Consider the following 17,313-nt stretch of genomic DNA (forward strand, 5'->3'; position numbering starts at 1 on the left):
TGAGTGGTTGCGATTTTTAAGAAAAATAAGGCTTTTGCGCACGACTGGCTTACGCAGTCAGCTATGCATTCAGTAGCAAAAACTACCCGCGTTTAAAACGCGTCGAGGGCCAGCGCATTCACGCTGTCGGCGCCTTCGACGATGCTGTCGCGCATGCCGGGCACTTTGGTCAGCAGGTGGTCGGCGTAAAAGCGGGCGGTGGTGATCTTGGCCTGCATGAACGACGCATCGACGCCTTGAGCCAATTGCGCTTGCGCCACCAGCAGCGAGCGCGCCATTTGCCAGCCGGCGACCACATTGCCCGCCAGCATGAGGTAAGGCACGCTGCCTGCAAACACCGCATTGGGCTCGCCCCGGGTGTTGGCGGCGACAAACTCGACCACATCGACAAAGGCTTCGCGCGCGGCGCTCAAGCGTTTGGCCACAGCCAGTGCGTCGTCGCTGCCTTGTTCCCGCAATTCGGCTTCAGTGGCTTCGATCTGGGCGGCAATGCCTTTGGCGGTCTGGCCGCCGTCGCGGACGGTTTTACGGCCCACCAGGTCATTGGCCTGGATGGCGGTCGTGCCTTCGTAGATTGTCAAAATCCGGGCGTCGCGGTAATACTGCGCAGCACCGGTTTCCTCGATAAAGCCCATGCCGCCATGCACCTGAATGCCCAGCGAGGTGACTTCCTGGCTCATCTCGGTGCTGTAGCCCTTGACCAGCGGCACCATGAATTCATAGAAGGCCAGGTTCTGCTTGCGCACATCGGCATCCGGGTGTTGGTGCGCGGCGTCGTAGGCAGCGGCGGCGACGGTGGCCATGGCGCGACAGCCTTCGGTGTAGGCGCGCATGGTCATCAGCATGCGCTTGACGTCGGGGTGGTAGATGATGGCGGCGCTGGCCTTGATGGAGCCATCGACCGGGCGGCTTTGCACGCGGTCCTTGGCGAAGGCCACGGCTTTTTGATATGCCCGTTCCGCAATGGCAATGCCCTGCACGCCGACGGCGTAACGCGCGGCGTTCATCATGATGAACATGTATTCAAGGCCGCGATTTTCTTCGCCGACGATGAAGCCGGCCGCGCCGCCGTGGTCGCCAAACTGCAGCACGGCCGTGGGCGACGCCTTGATGCCCAGCTTGTGCTCGATGCTGACGCAATGCACGTCGTTGCGTGCGCCCACCGAACCGTCGGCATTGACCATGAATTTCGGCACGACAAATAAACTGATGCCCTTGACGCCTTCCGGTGCGCCACTGGCACGGGCCAGCACCAGATGGACGATGTTGTCGGCCATGTCGTGTTCGCCGTAGGTGATGTAGATCTTGGTGCCAAACACCTTGTAGCTGCCGTCAGCCTGCGGCTCGGCGCGGGTGCGCACGGCGGCCAAGTCAGAGCCGGCCTGCGGCTCGGTCAGGTTCATGGTGCCGGTCCACTCGCCGCTGACCAGCTTTTCAAGGTAAACCGCTTTCAGCTCGCTCGATCCGGCCGTCAGCAGCGCCTCGATGGCGCCGTCGGTCAGCATCGGACACAGCGCAAAGCTCATGTTGGCCGAGTTGACCATTTCGCCGCACACCGCGCCGATGGTTTTGGGCAGGCCCTGGCCGCCAAAATCGGCCGGGTGCTGCAGGCCCTGCCAGCCGCCTTCGGCGTATTGCTTGAAGGCGTTCTTGAAGCCGGGCGTGGTGGTGACGACGCCGTCTTTCCAGCTCGAAGGATTTTTATCGCCCTCCCAGTTCAGCGGCGACAGCACGCCTTCGCTGAATTTGGCGCATTCTTCGAGCACGGCCTGCGCGGTGTCGAACCCGGCGTCTTCGAACCCCGGAATCTGCGCGATTTGTTCAATGTTGGCCAGATGCTGGATGCCAAACAGCATGTCTTTAAGCGGCGCTTTGTAGCTCATTTCTTTTCTCCAAAAAACCAACAGTTGCCCGGCAACCCAGGCAGTTCAGATAAAAAAAAGGCGTCCACAAAGACGCCTGTTTGACAGGTTCCGGCTTACAGCGCGGCAGTCAGTTCCGGTACGGCATTGAACAGGTCGGCTTCCAGGCCGTAGTCGGCCACGCCGAAAATCGGTGCTTCGGCGTCCTTGTTGATGGCGACGATGACCTTCGAGTCCTTCATGCCGGCCAGGTGCTGGATGGCGCCTGAAATGCCAATGGCGACGTACAGCTGTGGCGCAACGATCTTGCCGGTCTGGCCGACCTGCCAGTCGTTCGGTGCGTAACCGGCATCGACGGCTGCGCGCGAAGCACCCAGTGCAGCGCCAAGCTTGTCGGCCAGCGGCTCCAGCACTTCATGGAATTTCTCGTTCGAGCCAAGTGCCCGGCCACCGGAGACGATGATCTTGGCGGCGGTCAGTTCGGGGCGGTCGCTCTTGGCGATTTCAGCACCCAAAAAGCTCGACTTGCCGCTGTCGGTCACGCCGTCCAGCGTTTCGACACTGGCCGAGCCGCCGGTAGAAGCTGCTGCATCAAAGCCGGTGGTTCGCACCGTGATGACTTTGGTGGCGTCCAGGCTTTGCACGATGGCAATGGCGTTGCCGGCGTAGATCGGGCGCTCGAAGGTGTCAGCAGCATCAACCTTGGTGATGTCGGAAATCTGGCCGACATCGAGCAGCGCCGCCACGCGCGGGGCAATGTTCTTGCCCGACGCCGTCGCCGGAAACAGGATGTGCGAATAGGCTTCGGCCATGCCGACCACCTGCGCCGCCATGTTTTCAGCCAGGCCGTGGGCGAAGTGTTCGCCTTCGACATGGATGACTTTGGAAACGCCGGCTATTTTGGAGGCAGCCTCGGCGGCGGCCTGAGCGCCTTTACCGGCTACCAGCACATGCACGTCGCCGCCACACTGGCTGGCTGCGGTCACGGTGTTGAGGGTGGCAGGCCGGATGCTGGCGTTGTCGTGTTCTGCAATGACTAAAGAGGTCATGGGGTTTTACTTCCGTTTGGTCAGTGAAATTGTTAAATGACTTTGGCTTCGTTCTTGAGCTTGTCCACCAAGGCGGCCACGTCGGCCACCTTGATGCCGGCGCTGCGCTTGGGCGGCTCGCTGACCTTCAGGGTCTTGATTCGCGGCGCCACATCGACGCCCAGGTCTGCGGGCTTGACGTTTTCAAGCGTCTTTTTCTTGGCCTTCATGATGTTGGGCAGCGTGACGTAACGCGGCTCATTGAGGCGCAGGTCGGTGGTGATAATCGCCGGCAGCGTGAGCGACAGCGTTTCCAGGCCGCCATCGACTTCGCGCGTGACGTTGGCTTTGCCGTCAGCGACTTCGACCTTGGAGGCAAAGGTGGCCTGGCCCCAGCCGAGCAGCGCGGCCAGCATCTGGCCGGTCTGGTTGCAGTCGTCGTCGATGGCCTGCTTGCCGAGGATGACGAGCTGGGGTTGCTCTTTGTCTACCAATGCCTTGAGCAGCTTGGCCACGGCCAGCGGCTGCAACTCTTCTGCGGTTTCGACCAGAATGGCGCGGTCGGCGCCGATGGCCATGGCGGTGCGCAGGGTTTCCTGGCACTGCAGCACGCCGCAGGAGACGGCGATGACCTCGGTGGCCACGCCCTTTTCCTTCAGGCGCACGGCTTCTTCGATGGCGATTTCGTCAAACGGGTTCATGCTCATCTTGACGTTGGCGATGTCAACGCCCGAGCCGTCGCTCTTGACGCGGACCTTGACGTTGTAATCGACGACGCGTTTGACGGGGACCAGAATTTTCATGACGGTGGCTCCAAAAAATGTTGATTGACGTTGACGTAAACGTAACTTATATATTCTATAACCGGGCATCCAGTGTGCCATGCGGTCATCCTGCGAAATAAATGCATATCTTGCCGCAGAAGTAAAAAAGAACGACCGTTCTATTTAATTATAGGGGTCATCCTGCTTCAAATTAAAGCACTTGTTTTGTTAGCCGTCATTCAGGCACCGGCAGGGCTTTGCCGGCATCCGGTAACGATGTCGCCTGGCCTGTGCCGGCGGCCAGGTTTGCCGGGGTGTGAATCACCCGCTGCGGATAGGGAATCTCGATATGGTGGGCGCGCAAGGATTTCAAGATGGCCAGATTGACCTTAGAGCGCACGTTCTGCATGCCGTTTTCAGGATCGCAAATCCAGTAGTTCAGCGTGAATTCGAGGCCGTCGGCGCCAAAATTGGTCAGGTTGACCCCCGCCGCCGGCTCTGGCAGCACGCGCTCCTGCCCCAGCGCCGCTTCGGTCAGCAGGCGCATCACCAGTTCTTCGTCGCTGCCATAGCCGACCGATACCACGGTGGACTGCAGCACCCGGGTATCGCTCAGCGACAGGTTTTCGATGCGGTTGATGATGAACATCTCGTTCGGCACGATGGATTCGCGCCCGGACGGCGCGCGCACCACGGTGTACCTAGCATTGATGTCGGTGATGCGACCTTCAAAGTTGTCAACGCGTATGTTGTCGCCGATGCGCACGCTGCGTTCTGCCAGCATGACAAAGCCGCTCACATAGTTCGAAGCGAGCTTTTGCAATCCAAAACCCACGCCAACGCCAATGGCGCCGCCCAGCACCGACAGCGCCGTCAGGTCAATGCCGACGGACGACAGCGCCAGCAGCAAGCCGACGAACATCAGCGTCGCGCGCGTGGCATTGCTCACCGCCTTGCGCAGCGACAGCTCGCCGCCAGTGGCCGAGCGCAGCAGCCGGCTTTCAATCGCCGACGAGATCCAGAGGGTGATCAGCAGCACGACGCCGGCCGTTAGCGCCCCCTGAAGCAAGGCGCGCACCGACAGCAGCGAGCCGCCAACCTTCCATTTGATGCCGTCCAGTTCGTCCAGAATGATCGGCAGCAGGCCGCTGACCCAAAGCACCATCAGCGCCCAGGCCAGCCAGGAAAAGGTACGCTCCAGCGCCCGAACCACCGGCGCGTTCTTGAAAGCGACCTGCAGCACCTTGACGCTCAGGCGTATGGCGGCCAACGCCAGCAGCACCGGAATCGCCAGTCTGAACAGTGCCAGCGGAAACAGCTGCGCCAGCAGGGTTTGCGCCACATACGCCAGGGCCAGGAGCAACAGCGGAAACAGCACGCCATCGACAATGCGCCGGCCAAACAGGATGGACGCGTCGTTTTGCGCATGCTGCGTCCGGTTCAGCAAGCGCACCGCCAGCCAGGCAAGCAGCGCGCAGGCCACCAGCGATGCCAGTTCAATCAATGCGTTGGGCTGGGTCATGGCGCGCAGCCAGGCGTCCAGGCTGTCAATCGGCGCAGGCGCAGATACGTAAGAAGCAGGAGATGAAGTCGAAGGAAGCGAAGAAGCCACCTGGGACAGACTCACAGCGCTGGCGTCGGCACTGGCCACTGCGGTTTTCGTTTCTCGATAAAGGCCAGCACGCCCTCTTGCGCAACGGGGTGCATCATGTTGCAGGCCATGCTTTGCCCGGCCAGTTGGTAGGCCGCTTCAATGCCGGTTTCACGCTGCTGGTAAAACAGCGCCTTGCCCATGGCGACGGCTTCACGCGGTTTGGCAAGAATAGCCTGAACCATGTTTTCCACCGCGTCGTCAAGTGTTTCCAGCGGCACGACGCGGTTGACCAGCCCCCGCGCACAGGCCTCGTCGGCGCTGATGAAGCCGCCAGTCAGCAGCATTTCCATGGCCTGCTTGGCCGGGATGTTTCGCACCAGCGGCACGCTGGGTGTGGCGCAGAACAGCCCGACGTCAATGCCGTTGACGCCAAAGCTGGCACCGCTGGCCGCCACGGCCAGGTCGCTTTGTGCCACCAGCTGGCAACCGGCGGCCGTCGCCAGGCCGTGCACCCGGGCAATCACCGGCACCGGCAACTTCTGGATCGACAGCATCATGCGGCTGCACTGGGCAAACAGCTTCTGGTAATAGGCCATTTCCGGCTGGGCACGCATTTCCTTGAGGTTGTGTCCAGCGCAAAAGGCCTTGCCGAGGGCTGACAGCACCACGATGCGGGCCGATTCGTCGAGCGCAATGGCGTCAAGCGCCGACTGCAATGCGGCCAGCATGTCCTCGCCCAGCACGTTGAAAGCGGCCGGCCGGTTCAAGACCAGGTGGTGAACGCCGCGCGCGTCGCGGGTATGCAGCAGCGGCGAAGAAACGTCGGCCGTGGAAATAACACGCATGAAAAACTCCTATAAATCAGCCAGCACGCGAAGATGTGCCTCGACGCTGCGGCCCAGCGCACCCTGGCTGTAGCCGCCCTCCAGCGACGACACAATGCGGCCTTTGGCATGGCGGTCGGCAACCTGCTTGATACGTGCGGTGATCCAGGCGAAATCCTGTTCGTTCAGGTTCATCTGGCCGAGTTCGTCGTCGCGGTGGGCATCAAAACCGGCGCTGATGAAGATCATTTGCGGCTTGAAGTCTTCCAGCCGGGGAATCCACATCATGTCGATCATTTCGCGAATGTCCATGCCCCGGGTATTCGCCGGCACCGGCAGGTTGAGCATGTTGGGTGCATCGCTGTCAGCACCGCTGAACGGAAACAGCGGATGCTGGAAAAAGCTCACCATCAGGATGCGCGGGTCGCCCTGAATGATGTCGGCGGTGCCGTTGCCGTGGTGCACGTCGAAATCGACAATCGCCACGCGCTTGAGGCCGTGGCGCTCCAGCGCGTACTTGGCGGCAATGGCGATATTGTTGAAAAAGCAGAATCCCATGGCCTTGCTGCGCTCGGCATGGTGGCCGGGCGGCCGCACGGCGCAAAAGGCGTTGGTTATTTCGCCCGCCACGACGCTGTCGGTGGCTGCAATGGCCGCACCTGCTGCGCGCAGCGCAGCCGTCCAGGTGTGGACGTTCATCATGGTGTCGGGGTCGATCTGCACATGGCTCGGGCCGCCAGCCACGATGTCGTCGGCCAGCTGCTGACCCAAGCCGCGAATCGCCGCCACCAGCATGCGGTCATGCGCCAGCTCGATGTCGCCGATGGCCGCGAGCGGCACGTCGCGGCGTTCCAGCGAATCGGCCAGGCCGGACGCCTGAAGCTGGCGCTCGATCGCCTCAAGCCGTTCGGGGCATTCGGGATGGCCCGGCCCCATTTCATGCTTCAAGAAATCCGGGTGGGTGAAATAGCCGGTTTTGTTCATGACGAGTAAATCATGTTAAAAATTACGTTATCGTTCAAAGCATGCATGTGAAAGAAAAACTCAAGGCGTTGCTGAATCAGCTTAACACGGTGATTGTGGGCAAAACCGCCCAGGTCAGCGACTGCGTGGCCTGCTTGCTGGCGGGCGGCCACCTGCTGATTGAAGACGTTCCGGGCGTCGGCAAAACCACCCTGGCCCATGCGCTGTCGCGCTCATTCGGGCTGCAGTTTTCACGCGTGCAGTTCACCGCCGACCTGATGCCCAGCGATCTTTCAGGCGTGTCGATCTACGAGAGGCAAAAGGAAAGCTTCGTGTTCCACCCCGGGCCGATGTTTGCGCAGGTTTTGCTGGCCGACGAAATCAACCGCGCCAGCCCCAAGACGCAGAGCGCCCTGCTGGAGGCCATGGAAGAAAAGCAGGTGACGATCGAAGGCCAGACGCGCCCGCTGCCATTGCCGTTTTTTGTCATTGCCACGCAAAACCCGCATGACCAGCTCGGCACCTACGCCCTGCCCGAGTCGCAGCTTGACCGTTTTCACATGCGGATTTCTCTGGGTTACCCTGACCGCGCCGCCGAACGCGAACTGCTCAAGGGCGCAGACCGGCGCGAGATGCTAGATACCCTGCCGGCCATGCTGGCGCCGCACGAGTTGCTGGAATTGCAGCAACTGGTCCAGCAGGTGCATGCCGCCGAGCCGCTGCTCAATTACCTTCAGGACCTGATTGCCGCGACCCGTTCGGGCCACTGGTTTTTGCAGGGGCTGAGCCCGCGCGCCGGCATTGCCATCATGCGGGCGGCCAAGGCGCAGGCCTTTTTGAGCGGCCGGGATTACGTCGCGCCGGACGACATTGCCGCCATCCTGCCGCAAACCGCCGCGCACCGATTGGTGCCGGTGAGCAGTGCCGGGCGGGGCGCGGTCGAACAGGTGCGCGCCATGCTCGACGCCGTGCCGCTGCCTTGACGCGGAGGCTGGATCTTTTCATGGCCGCGTTCGCCGCTCTTCCCAAGCCGCTGTCGTTTGTCAGGACACGCCTTCGACATTGGTTTGAATCCCGCCTGCCGCTGGCCGACAGCGTGACGCTGACGCAGCGAACCGTCTATATTTTGCCGACGCGCGCCGGCATGCTGCTGTTTTTGACACTGGCGGTGCTGCTGGTCGCCTCGATCAACTACCAGCTCAACCTGGGCTACTTGCTGACTTTTCTGCTGGCCGGCACGGCGCTGGTCGGCATGCATGTGTGCCACGGTACGCTGCGTGGCCTTGCCATGAATTTGATAGCGCCTAACGCACACTACGCGGGCGCCAGCACCGCTTTTGACATCAAACTCACGAATACGCGGCGATCCGTTCGCCACGGCATCGGCCTGAGCTTGCTGGACCCGCAGGCGGTTGACGGCCAGCCAGGCGCCGGGCGGCACTGGGCCTGGACCGACGTGCCGGCGCAGGGCAGCAGCCTGGTGCAGGTGGCCTTCACGCCACAGCGGCGCGGCCTGCACCGCCTGCCGACGCTGACGGCCGAAACGCGTTTTCCGCTGGGCACCTTCCGGGTCTGGACGGTCTGGCGACCCGCCGCGCAGGTCATGGTCTACCCCGCGCCCGAGGCCAGCCCGCCGCCCTTGCCGCCCGGTGAGCCGCGCGCCCAGGGCGCAGGCGATGCAGCGCGCGCGCAAAGCAGCGGCGAATTCGACGGCGTGCGTGGTTACAGGCGTGGCGATCCGCTGAAAAACGTGCTCTGGAAAAAAGCCGCCAAGGCCGGCGACCAGGCCAGTGAAAACGTTGGGATGGTGGTACGCGACACCCAGCAGGCGCAGCGCCATGAACTGTGGCTCGACATCCGCCAGGCCGGACCGCCCGACCTGGAACGCCAGTTGTCGCGGCTCTGCGCCTGGGTGCTGCAGGCCGACCGGCTGGGCATGCAGTATGGCCTGCGCTTGACCGCTGGCGACATCCGGCCAGCCAGCGGCGAAGCGCACAAGCGGCATTGCCTGGAAGCGCTGGCCACATGCTGATGCCCGGGCTGGCCACACTGCGAAGCCTGCCGCGCGACGGACGGGACACGCTGTTCCTGCTGGCCGTGATTGCCTGGGTACTGTTGCCGCAGGCCGGCCGCCTGCCGCTGTGGTGCAGCCTGGGCAGTGGCGCGGTGCTGCTGTGGCGCGGCTGGCTGGCGCTGGATGCCCGCGCCCTGCCCGCCAAGCGCTGGCTGCTGCTGCTGCTGGCGCTGACGCTGGGCGCGACTTATGTCAGCCATGGCACGCTGCTGGGCCGCGACGCCGGCGTGACATTGCTGGTGGTGCTGATCACGCTCAAGACCCTGGAGCTGCGCGCCCGGCGCGACGCCTTCGTGGTCTTTTTCCTCGGCTTTTTCTGCATGCTGAGCAACTTCTTTTATTCGCAGTCGCTGCTGACCGCCGTCAGCATGGTGATTGGCCTGCTCGGCCTGCTGACGGCGCTGGTGAATGCCCACATGCCGGTCGGCAAGCCGCCGCTGGTGCAGGCCGCCAGGACAGCTGGCACCATGGCGCTGCTGGGCGCGCCCATCATGGTGGTGTTGTTTGTGCTGTTTCCGCGCATGGCGCCGCTGTGGGGCATGCCCAGCGATACCATGACCGGGCGCAGCGGCCTGAGCGCCAGCATGGAAGTCGGCAGCATCGCCACGCTGGCGCTGGACGACAGCGTGGCGATGCGCATCAAGTTCGAGGGCGAGACGCCGCCGCAGCGTGATTTGTACCTTCGGGGCCCGGTGCTGTCCAGCTTTGACGGCCGGCAGTGGCTGCCCTTGCGCGCCAGCCTGCCGGAGCGCTACGCCCTGCCCGCCGATCTGGCGGTGTCCGGCCAGCCCGTGCCCTATGAAGTCACGCTGCAGCCGACCAACCGGCCCTGGCTGTTCCTGCTCGAAGCGGCGGCGCAAAGCCCGGTGCTGCCCGGCTACCGCACGGTGATGCAGGACGACCTGCAGTGGCTGACAAACCGGCCCATCACCGACCTGGTTCGTTACAAGGCCGTCAGTTACCCGAACTTCAGCCATGGGCCGGCGCAGCAGGTGCTGGGGCTGCAGGAGTTTTTAGACCTGCCGCCGGGCTTCAACCCGCGCACGCTGGCGCTGGCGGCTGAACTGCGGCGCGACCCGCGCTATGCCCAGGCCGACGCCGCTGCACTGGTGCAGGTGGCGATGGACCGGCTGCGCACGGGCGGCTACAGCTACACGCTGGACCCTGGTATTTATGGCCGGGACACCGCCGACGAGTTCTGGTTTGACCGCAAGGAAGGCTTTTGCGAGCACATTGCGTCGAGTTTTGTGATTTTGATGCGCGCGCTCGACATACCGGCGCGCCTCGTCACCGGCTACCAGGGCGGCGAGATGAACGCCGTGGACGGTTTTTGGGTAGTGCGGCAAAGCGACGCCCATGCCTGGGCCGAAGTCTGGCAGGCCGGACGCGGCTGGACGCGCGTCGATCCGACCTCGGCCGTGGCGCCCGGACGCACCGGCACCTTCCAGCGACTGACCCCGCCCCGCAGCGCGGTTGCGCAGGCAATCGGCAATTTCAGCCCCAACCTGTCGGCCCGCGTGCGCGCCACCTGGGAAGCGGTCAACAACGGCTGGTCCCAGTGGGTGCTCAACTACACCCAGGGCCGGCAGCTGAACTTGCTCAAAGACATCGGCTTTGAAACCCCCGGCTGGGAAGACCTGGCCACGCTGCTGATCGGCGCCGTGGTGCTGGCCAGCCTGGCCGGCGTCGGCTGGACGTGGTGGGAACGCAGCCAGCACGACCCGTGGCTCCGGCTGCTGGAGCAGGCGCGCAAGCGGCTGGCCCGCGCCGGCATCGACAGCACGCCGGCCACGTCGCCGCGCCAGTTAGCCCGGCAGGTGCTGCAAAAATACGGCCCCTCGGGGCAAGCGCTGCATGACTGGCTGATGCAGCTGGAAATGCAGCGCTATGCCGCCAGCAGCCCTTTGCCCGGTGCCACCACGAAGCCGATTGCAACAACGCCAGCCCCGGTCCAGACGCTGCACCGCCAGCTGGGCCAGCTCCGCCAGCAATACAGCCGTCTGCGCTGGCCTGCCTAAAATCCGCCTTCAGCCTATTCACTTTCCCGCATGTCCATTCAAACCCGTTCTCCCCAATTCAGGCTTGCTATTTTTTTCATAGCTGCAAGCGCATGCCTGACAAGCGCTGAAGCTGCAAAATCCTCTAAAAACAAACCTCCCGCCAGAGCCGCGCAGGCGCAGGGCGCGCTGTACGCCACCCGCGAGGACGCGATGCTGTTTGCCGACGACCTGGCGAGCCGCCGCAACCTCGACCCCGCGTGGGTGCGGCAAGCCATCGGCCAGTCGCGCTTCAACCCGACCGTGTCGCGGCTGATGCAGCCGCCGACGAAAACCTTCGTGAAAAACTGGCGCGCCTACCGCAGCCGCTTCATCGACCCGGTCCGGATTCGCGCCGGGGTCGATTTCTGGCAGGCCAACCGCCGCACCCTGGCGCGCGCCGAAGCCGAGTACGGCGTTCCGGCCGAGATCATCGTCGGCATCATCGGCGTGGAAACCATTTACGGCCGCAACACCGGCAGCTTCCGGGTGATGGATTCGCTGGCCACGCTGGCCTTCGATTACCCGTCCAGCCATGCGCGCGCGAAGGAGCGCAGCGACTATTTCAAGGGCGAGATCGAGCAATTCCTGACCATGGAGAGCCGCCGCGATGCCGACCCCTTCCAACCCCTGGGCAGCTATGCCGGCGCCATGGGCATGCCCCAGTTCATGCCGTCCAGCCAGGCCAAGTACGCCGTGGACTTCGACGGCGACGGCAGCATCGACCTGTGGAACAGCCCGGCCGACGTGATCGGCTCGGTCGCCAGTTACTTCAAGGCCTACGGCTGGCAGCCCGGCATGCCGACGCACTACCCGGTGAATTTTGACGCATCCCGCCTTGACATGGACGCGCTGATGGCGCCAGACATCCTGCCGACCTTCGGCGTGGCCAGCTTCACGGCCAAGGGCGCGGTGCTCGAAGGCCCGGCGCTGCAGCACCCAGGCCCGCTGGCGCTGGTCGAGTTGCTCAACGGCCCCGACGCCCCGAGCTATGTGGCGGGCACCGAGAACTTCTACGTCATCACACGCTACAACTGGAGCAGTTATTACGCGATGTCGGTGATCGAACTGGGGCGCGAAGTGGCGCAGGCGATGGACAGGGGCACCGGTCGCTAAGCTTTTAGGCGGGCCGGTAATTGCGACTTTTTGCTCACATTGTGCGCATGGTGATGCTTTCAGGAAAATTTCACTCAATTTTGTAAAATATCATCACCGTAGTAACAAATATGGTGAAAAATTGAATTCATGGAAAAAATCAAGTCTCCGCCCCAAATTGGCCTTACTGCTAGCGTGTTTGCTGGCGGTGCTCTGGTCAGCAGTGGCCTGGAACCACGCCCGCTCCGAAAACCGGCAAATCGAAAACAGTCGCCAGCAGACTGACACACTGGCTTTGCTGTTCGCGCAGCACACGACAGCCACCTTTCGCAGCGTAGACCACGCCCTGCTTAAACTGCGCAAAATTTCGACCGGTCATCCCGCTGAACTGCAAGAAGATGTCAAGGCGTACCGTGATTTTCTGGGCGAAATGATCCTCCAGATCGCCATTATTGATGCCCAGGGATGGTTGAGCTACAGCAGCCTGGGAATGCCCAAGGCACCGTCTTTTTTGGGTGACCGTGAACATTTCAAGGTGCATCTGGCTGGCCTTCAGGACAAGCTCTTTGTCAGCAGTCCGGTCAAGGGCCGGGTGTCCGGCAAATGGTCCATCCAGTTGAGCCGGCCAATATTCGACAAGGATCGGTTTGTCGGTGTGATGGTGATTTCGGTCAACCCCGATTATTTCGTTAACTTCTATGAACAGGCCAGATTGGGAAATTATGGCGTGGCGAGCATGGTGCGTGACTCGGGCGAGGTCATGCTGCGCTCCAGCAAGCAGGACCAGTACGTTGGCAAGACCATCAATCCTTCACCCTATGCAGATCCCGGCGCCCCCCTGCAGGGCAACTTTCGTCGCATTTCCCAAGCCGATGGTGTCGAGCGCTTGCTCAGCTACGTTCGTTTACCAAACTACGGGCTGAGCGTCGTCATTGGCCCCAGTGTTGCTGAAATGCTGGAATCAGTGCACCAGCAGCAGCGCCAGATACTGCTCATGGCCAGTGCGGTGACACTGGTGACACTGCTCATGGGGTGGAGCCTGCTGGGTACCACAAGGAAAAAGGAAGAGGCGTTACAGGCGCTTTTTGAAAACCAGATGCGCCTGCGCGCCAGCCATGAACTGCTGGAAAAACTCTCTCAGCATGTACCGGGCATGATTTACCAGTACCGCCTGTTTGCGGATGGCCACTCGGCGGTGCCTTATGCCAGCCAAGGTGTTCTGAATACTTACGGCGTCACAGTGACGCAGGTTCGTGAAAATGCAAAAGCATTGCTTGTCAACCTGCACCCGGAGGATCAACAGGCGATAGATGCCTCCATCGCTGAATCTGCCCGCACCCTGCAACCTTGGCAGCATGAGTTCCGGCTCAACCACCCACACCGAGGCGTACGTTGGCTGGCAGGTCACGCGCAGCCCGAAAAAATGGACGATGGCAGCACCCTGTGGCACGGCCATATTTCCGACATCACCGATATCAAGAACCACGAAGCTGTTTTGCTCGCGGCAAACCGGGAACTCGAAACGTTTTCTTATACGGTGTCGCATGACCTGCGCTCACCACTCAACACCATTGACGGCTTCAGCCGGTTGCTGGCCAAAGAGCTGACGGGCAGCGACAACGACAAAGCGCTGTATTTCCTGTCGCGAATCCAGGATGGTGCAGCGCAGATGGAGCGCTTGATTGCCGACCTGCTGATGCTGGCGCAGGTCGCGAATACGCAAATTCGGTATGAGCCGGTGAATTTGTCGGCGCTGGCCAGCAGCATTACCAAGGACTTGCAGGCGCGTCAGCCGGAGCGCAAGACAACGTTCAACATTGAGTCGGGCCTGCAGACGCACGGCGATGCTGGATTGCTGCGGTTGGTGCTGGAAAACCTGATGAACAACGCATGGAAGTACAGCTCGAAACTAGCCGAAGCCCAGATCAGCATCGGCCAAAAACTGGATGCCGCAGGAAACACGGTTTTTTTTGTGCAGGACAACGGCGCTGGCTTTGACATGGCCTATGCCGAAAAGCTCTTCCAGCCATTTCAGCGTTTGCATGAAGTGGTGGACTTTCCCGGAACAGGTATCGGGCTGGCCACGGTGAACCGCATCATCGTGCGCCACGGAGGAAACATCTGGGCTGAGTCAGCGCCCGATTTGGGGGCGATTTTTTTCTTTTCCCTGCCCAGGGTACAGGCAGTTGTGCGGTAGATTTCATGGCGGGGCCTCCAGGTTTGAAGTGGTTGCGAACAATCTCCACTTTGGCACATTGATGCCGTTGCTGCGAGGTCCCACCCTGAGATGGGTTGTTGCCTCACGTCAACACCAGCGGTGTAGGTGGGACGACCAGGCCATCTGTCGCGTTGCCGGCTGATGAACGAGCTTGGCGCAGGAACGCATGCCAATTCCTCAAACGGAACTGATTTGTCCTGCCAATGCATAAAACTGGTCGGCAAAAGACAGCTCGCTGCAGCCTTCCAGCAAGAGCTGACCATTGCGGATCTTGTGCATGAGTTCGATGCCGGCCAGGACATTTCTGGCAGCCCGAAATGACTTGAAGTTGAGCATCTGTTGGCAGTCCTGCCCGGCGATGTTGTTCAGGCATTTGACTTGCCGCACGATGACCGGCGTTTCACTTCCAGCATTGATCTCATCCATGGCCGCCTTGTTGGCGCCGCTCTTGTCCATCGTGACCTTTTCGGGAACACCGCTGGCCTTCATGGCTTTGTCAAAAAACCGCAGGGCTGCGGCATTGTCGCGCCGGACCGTCAGTAGGAAGTCGGCCGTTTTCCCCTCCTTGTCCACCGCACGATACAGGTATTTCCAGGCGCCTTTGACCTTGTTATAAGTTTCGTCCATGCGCCAACTGGCGTCCACCGGGCGTTTGTGTTTGCGAAAAAGTTTTTCCAGCAAGGGCAGAAATCCGATTCCCCAGCGGTTGATCGAAGAATGGTCGACAAATACTGCATTGCTCACCGCCTTGCCTGGCGCGCAAACGGCAGAGGACTACGAGGCGCTACTGCCCTGGCGACTCGCATTGCCCGGCCGCTGAGCAGCGGTCAGCCAACGCACTTTCGCCGTTCCAATTACACCCGCGCCGATGGCGCAAGGTACGCGGTTAATTGACCGCATACGGACAACTACCCGGGGTGGTTCCGCTGCTTGGACACTCATCATGCCAACTCACGGGAAGGCATTCTGGCGATGGCCCTGGAGAAATTTCCACATTTAACGGTGACATAGCCTTTGCTGTGGACGGCTTGGCGTTTATACAAGCTGGCGGCTAGAAGCCATATCATTGATGTTGCTTCGGTGGCAAAGCCGGCTTGGCATAATCTGAGACGAACATCGCGAATTCGTATAGCATTTCGAGATGACTCACGACCACGACCACGACCACGACCACGACCATAACGCCGATGATCACAGCGATCTCAGCGAAACCGAAACCCGGGTGCTTGCATTGAAAACGGTGCTGTCCCAAAAGGGGTATGTAGATCCTGACGCCCTGGATGTCCTGATCGACACTTACCAAAACAAGATTGGTCCGCGCAATGGTGCTCGCGTGGTGGCAAGGGCATGGATGGATCCAGCTTACCGCGAATGGCTGCTGGAAGACGCCACGGCGGCTATCGCCTCACTTGGATACACAGGCCGCCAAGGCGAGCACATGGTTGCGGTTGAAAACACGTCTAGTGTCCACAACATGGTGGTTTGCACCCTTTGCAGCTGTTATCCAGTAACCGTTTTAGGACTGCCGCCGGTTTGGTACAAGAGTGCGCCCTACCGCTCGCGGGCGGTCAAAGATCCACGCGGCGTCTTGTCAGACTTTGGCGTCACGCTCCTCGAATCGACTGAAATCCGTGTCTGGGATTCCACGGCGGAAATACGTTACCTGGTCGTTCCTCTACGCCCTGCCGAAACTGTTCACCTGCAAGAAGACGAGCTGGCGGCGTGGGTAACTCGAGACGCCATGATCGGCACTGGATTGCCTGCGGCACCGGCAGTCAAACCATGAACTACCAAAGCTTTGCTGATCTGGGTGGTCAAACCGGCATGGGACCTGTTCTGAAGGAATCAAACGAGCCTATGTTTCATGGCACTTGGGAAGCCAGTGCGTTTGCCCTGACCTTGGCCATGGGCTCTACGGGTTCATGGAACATTAACATGAGCCGTAGCGCAAGGGAAACACTGCCAAACTACCTTTCGCTGAGCTACTACCAGATATGGCTCAATGGCCTGTGCAAACTCTTGACAGAGCGAGGGCTTGTCACCGCCGAAGAAATCCAGGCAGGCCACATGCTGTCCCCTGCACTTCCAGTAAAAAAGGTTCTCGTCGCACCAATGGTGGCCGGTGTGCTGGCCAGAGGTGCGCCTACCGAGCGGTCTGCGGCAAGTCCTGCCAGTTTTTCTGTAGGTGACTGTGTGCGCACTTCTGAAGGTCTGGCAGATCACCACACACGGCTACCCGCCTATGCGCGAGGCAAAGCGGGGCGCATCGCGGCCGTTCGGGCCGTGCATGTCTTTCCAGACACCAACGCCCAGGGCTTGGGTGAACAGCCGCAGTGGCTCTACAGCGTCGCTTTTGAAGGCACTACTTTGTGGGGGCAGGAGGCCGATCCTGGCTTGACGGTGTACGTCGATGCATGGGAACCCTACCTGGAGCGGACGCAATGAATGCGCCAACCCACCTTCTGTCCGGGCAGCCCAAGGATGTCAACGGCCCGGTGTTTCGCGAACCGTGGGAAGCCCAAGCCTTTGCAATGACGATCTCGCTCCATGAACGAGGTCTATTCACCTGGAGCGAGTGGGCGCAGGCCCTGTCGCAGCATATTGCGCTCGCGCAGGCCCAAGGCGATCCAGATCTGGGTGACACCTATTACCACCATTGGCTGGCGGCATTGGAAAGCCTGGTGACGACGAAGCAACTCAGCACTGATGCCGAACTTAAGCGTTACCAGCAGGCTTGGGACCATGCGGCAGACCGGACACCGCATGGACGACCGATTGAATTACGGGAACTGGACTTCAAGTCCTGAATGCGGGTCATGCCCTTGACCGAACTCTGATCACACCGACAAAGGATA

The 17,313-nt window shown here is 61.2% G+C and carries 14 protein-coding genes and 2 pseudogenes; 9 read left to right on the forward strand and 7 right to left on the reverse strand.

The window, feature by feature from the left end; translation table 11 throughout:
- Positions 1-92: 92 nt before the first annotated feature.
- The 6 genes from H4V98_RS15350 to H4V98_RS15375 form a co-directional block, all read right to left on the reverse strand.
- Positions 93-1,883, reverse strand: coding sequence for an acyl-CoA dehydrogenase (locus tag H4V98_RS15350; RefSeq protein WP_196862333.1), 1,791 nt, complete (start codon positions 1,881-1,883; stop codon positions 93-95).
- 95 nt (positions 1,884-1,978) lie between these two features.
- Positions 1,979-2,911 (reverse strand): electron transfer flavoprotein subunit alpha/FixB family protein, encoded by a 933-nt coding sequence (locus tag H4V98_RS15355; protein ID WP_196862334.1) that lies wholly within the window; start codon positions 2,909-2,911, stop codon positions 1,979-1,981.
- A gap of 32 nt (positions 2,912-2,943) precedes the next feature.
- Positions 2,944-3,693, reverse strand: coding sequence for an electron transfer flavoprotein subunit beta/FixA family protein (locus H4V98_RS15360; RefSeq protein ID WP_196862335.1), 750 nt, complete (start codon positions 3,691-3,693; stop codon positions 2,944-2,946).
- Between the two features lie 196 nt (positions 3,694-3,889).
- A complete protein-coding gene (locus tag H4V98_RS15365) occupies positions 3,890-5,176 on the reverse strand; it encodes a mechanosensitive ion channel domain-containing protein (protein ID WP_196862456.1) in 1,287 nt (428 codons plus the stop codon).
- A 101-nt stretch (positions 5,177-5,277) separates the two neighbouring features.
- Positions 5,278-6,093, reverse strand: coding sequence for an enoyl-CoA hydratase (locus tag H4V98_RS15370; RefSeq protein WP_196862336.1), 816 nt, complete (start codon positions 6,091-6,093; stop codon positions 5,278-5,280).
- Positions 6,094-6,102: 9 nt separating this feature from the next.
- Complete coding sequence (locus H4V98_RS15375) at positions 6,103-7,056, reverse strand: histone deacetylase family protein (RefSeq protein ID WP_196862337.1); 954 nt, start codon at positions 7,054-7,056, stop codon at positions 6,103-6,105.
- 41 nt (positions 7,057-7,097) lie between these two features.
- On the opposite strand from H4V98_RS15375, the gene H4V98_RS15380 reads away from it, so the two are divergent.
- From H4V98_RS15380 to H4V98_RS15400, 5 genes are all read left to right on the forward strand, one after another.
- Positions 7,098-8,018: an AAA family ATPase gene (locus tag H4V98_RS15380; RefSeq protein ID WP_196862338.1), complete on the forward strand. Its 921-nt coding sequence runs from the start codon at positions 7,098-7,100 to the stop codon at positions 8,016-8,018.
- A gap of 20 nt (positions 8,019-8,038) precedes the next feature.
- Positions 8,039-9,067, forward strand: a complete 1,029-nt coding sequence (locus H4V98_RS15385) for a DUF58 domain-containing protein (protein WP_196862339.1) — start codon at positions 8,039-8,041, stop codon at positions 9,065-9,067.
- Positions 9,061-11,127, forward strand: a complete 2,067-nt coding sequence (locus H4V98_RS15390) for a DUF3488 and transglutaminase-like domain-containing protein (protein ID WP_231374584.1) — start codon at positions 9,061-9,063, stop codon at positions 11,125-11,127. The genes H4V98_RS15385 and H4V98_RS15390 overlap by 7 nt, the downstream gene beginning before the upstream one ends.
- A gap of 30 nt (positions 11,128-11,157) precedes the next feature.
- On the forward strand, positions 11,158-12,261 hold the full coding sequence (mltB, locus tag H4V98_RS15395) for a lytic murein transglycosylase B (RefSeq protein WP_196862340.1): 1,104 nt from the start codon (positions 11,158-11,160) through the stop codon (positions 12,259-12,261).
- 157 nt (positions 12,262-12,418) lie between these two features.
- Positions 12,419-14,437, forward strand: a complete 2,019-nt coding sequence (locus H4V98_RS15400; protein WP_196862341.1) for an ATP-binding protein — start codon at positions 12,419-12,421, stop codon at positions 14,435-14,437.
- A gap of 198 nt (positions 14,438-14,635) precedes the next feature.
- On the opposite strand, the pseudogene H4V98_RS15405 reads toward H4V98_RS15400, so the two are convergent.
- Positions 14,636-15,190: pseudogene (locus H4V98_RS15405) on the reverse strand (IS6 family transposase); the annotation flags it as partial.
- A gap of 165 nt (positions 15,191-15,355) precedes the next feature.
- Here H4V98_RS15405 and H4V98_RS15410 point away from each other — a divergent pair.
- The 4 genes and pseudogenes from H4V98_RS15410 to H4V98_RS15425 all read left to right on the forward strand — a co-directional run.
- A pseudogene (locus H4V98_RS15410) lies at positions 15,356-15,469 on the forward strand (IS1595 family transposase); the annotation flags it as partial.
- Positions 15,470-15,599: 130 nt separating this feature from the next.
- Positions 15,600-16,244: a nitrile hydratase subunit alpha gene (nthA, locus tag H4V98_RS15415; RefSeq protein WP_196862342.1), complete on the forward strand. Its 645-nt coding sequence runs from the start codon at positions 15,600-15,602 to the stop codon at positions 16,242-16,244.
- Entirely contained in the window at positions 16,241-16,903 is a 663-nt protein-coding gene (nthB, locus tag H4V98_RS15420) for a nitrile hydratase subunit beta (protein ID WP_280757675.1), read from the forward strand. Before nthA ends, nthB begins: the two co-directional genes overlap by 4 nt.
- Positions 16,900-17,265 (forward strand): nitrile hydratase accessory protein, encoded by a 366-nt coding sequence (locus tag H4V98_RS15425; protein ID WP_196862344.1) that lies wholly within the window; start codon positions 16,900-16,902, stop codon positions 17,263-17,265. Before nthB ends, H4V98_RS15425 begins: the two co-directional genes overlap by 4 nt.
- The last annotated feature ends 48 nt before the right edge of the window (positions 17,266-17,313 follow it).

It is taken from the genome of Polaromonas sp. CG_23.6 (assembly GCF_029892315.1).
Lineage (GTDB): Bacteria > Pseudomonadota > Gammaproteobacteria > Burkholderiales > Burkholderiaceae_C > Polaromonas.

Excerpts from the sequence above, each read along its gene's own strand:
- nthB (WP_280757675.1), top strand. The coding sequence starts at position 16,241 with ATGAACTACCAAAGCTTTGCTGATCTGGGTGGTCAAACCGGCATGGGA.
- mltB (WP_196862340.1), top strand. The coding sequence starts at position 11,158 with ATGTCCATTCAAACCCGTTCTCCCCAATTCAGGCTTGCTATTTTTTTC.
- nthA (WP_196862342.1), top strand. The coding sequence starts at position 15,600 with ATGACTCACGACCACGACCACGACCACGACCACGACCATAACGCCGAT.
- H4V98_RS15375 (WP_196862337.1), bottom strand. The coding sequence starts at position 7,056 with ATGAACAAAACCGGCTATTTCACCCACCCGGATTTCTTGAAGCATGAA.
- H4V98_RS15360 (WP_196862335.1), bottom strand. The coding sequence starts at position 3,693 with ATGAAAATTCTGGTCCCCGTCAAACGCGTCGTCGATTACAACGTCAAG.
- H4V98_RS15380 (WP_196862338.1), top strand. The coding sequence starts at position 7,098 with ATGCATGTGAAAGAAAAACTCAAGGCGTTGCTGAATCAGCTTAACACG.
- H4V98_RS15390 (WP_231374584.1), top strand. The coding sequence starts at position 9,061 with ATGCTGATGCCCGGGCTGGCCACACTGCGAAGCCTGCCGCGCGACGGA.
- H4V98_RS15385 (WP_196862339.1), top strand. The coding sequence starts at position 8,039 with ATGGCCGCGTTCGCCGCTCTTCCCAAGCCGCTGTCGTTTGTCAGGACA.
- H4V98_RS15350 (WP_196862333.1), bottom strand. The coding sequence starts at position 1,883 with ATGAGCTACAAAGCGCCGCTTAAAGACATGCTGTTTGGCATCCAGCAT.
- H4V98_RS15355 (WP_196862334.1), bottom strand. The coding sequence starts at position 2,911 with ATGACCTCTTTAGTCATTGCAGAACACGACAACGCCAGCATCCGGCCT.
- H4V98_RS15425 (WP_196862344.1), top strand. The coding sequence starts at position 16,900 with ATGAATGCGCCAACCCACCTTCTGTCCGGGCAGCCCAAGGATGTCAAC.
- H4V98_RS15365 (WP_196862456.1), bottom strand. The coding sequence starts at position 5,176 with ATGACCCAGCCCAACGCATTGATTGAACTGGCATCGCTGGTGGCCTGC.
- H4V98_RS15370 (WP_196862336.1), bottom strand. The coding sequence starts at position 6,093 with ATGCGTGTTATTTCCACGGCCGACGTTTCTTCGCCGCTGCTGCATACC.